Source organism: Inquilinus limosus MP06, assembly GCF_000767795.1.
Lineage (GTDB): Bacteria > Pseudomonadota > Alphaproteobacteria > DSM-16000 > Inquilinaceae > Inquilinus > Inquilinus limosus_E.
The window spans coordinates 1-872 of record NZ_JANX01001089.1 but is presented as its reverse complement, the minus strand read 5'-3'; the positions used below and the strand labels follow the sequence as shown (position 1 = coordinate 872).

Genomic DNA, 872 nt, shown 5'->3' with positions numbered 1-872 from the left:
CCCTGACCGTGCCGGTGAAACGCGCCGTCGCCGCCGGCGACGTGCCGCTGGTGCTGCGCGCCACGGCCGAGGACGGGCGCCCGCTGGCCCGCACCGAGGTGCGCTTCCCCGAAGGCCAGCGCCAGGCCGAGGCCCGGTTCGACCTGCCGTCGACCGCGCGCAACGCCATCACCGCGGTGTCGATCGAAAGCGAGACCACGGCCGGCGCCACGGTGCTGGTCGACGAGCGCTGGCGCCGCCGGCCGGTCGGTCTGGCCACGCCGCAGGACACCGCCCGGGCCCAGCCGCTGCTGACCGAGAACTACTATCTGCAGCGGGCGCTGGAGCCTTTCGCCGAGATCCGCCGCGGCAGCGTCGCCGACCTGCTGGGCGGCACCCAGCCGACCGACCGGCTGGCCGCCCTGCTGCTGCCCGACGGCACCCTGTCGACCGAGGCCGACCGCCAGGCCGCGGAGCGCTGGATGGAAGGCGGAGGCGCCCTGATTCGCTTCGCCGGCCCGATCCTGGCCGCCAATCCGGACCCGCTGGTGCCGGTGCCGCTGCGCTTCGGCGACCGCACCCTGTCCGGCGCCATGTCCTGGACCGCGCCGATGCCGCTGGCGCCGTTCGCCGCTACCACCCCGTTCCAGGGCCTGACCATTCCGGACGACGTCCGCATCCAGCGCCAGGTGCTGGCCGACCCGTCGCCGGACCTGGCCGACAAGACCTGGGCCCGGCTGACCGACGGCACCCCGATCGTCACCGCCGAGAAGCGCGGCCGCGGCTGGCTGGTGCTGGTCCACACCACCGCCGGGCCGGCCTGGTCGAACCTCGCCTTCTCCGGCCTGTTCGTCGACATGCTGCGCCGGCTGGTGGCGCTGGGCAGCGGCATC

General features: G+C 75.3%; 1 pseudogene. It reads left to right on the top strand.

Annotated elements, in window-relative coordinates:
- Window positions 1–14 precede the first annotated feature (14 nt).
- Window positions 15–872, top strand: a pseudogene (locus P409_RS35380) (DUF4159 domain-containing protein); the annotation flags it as partial.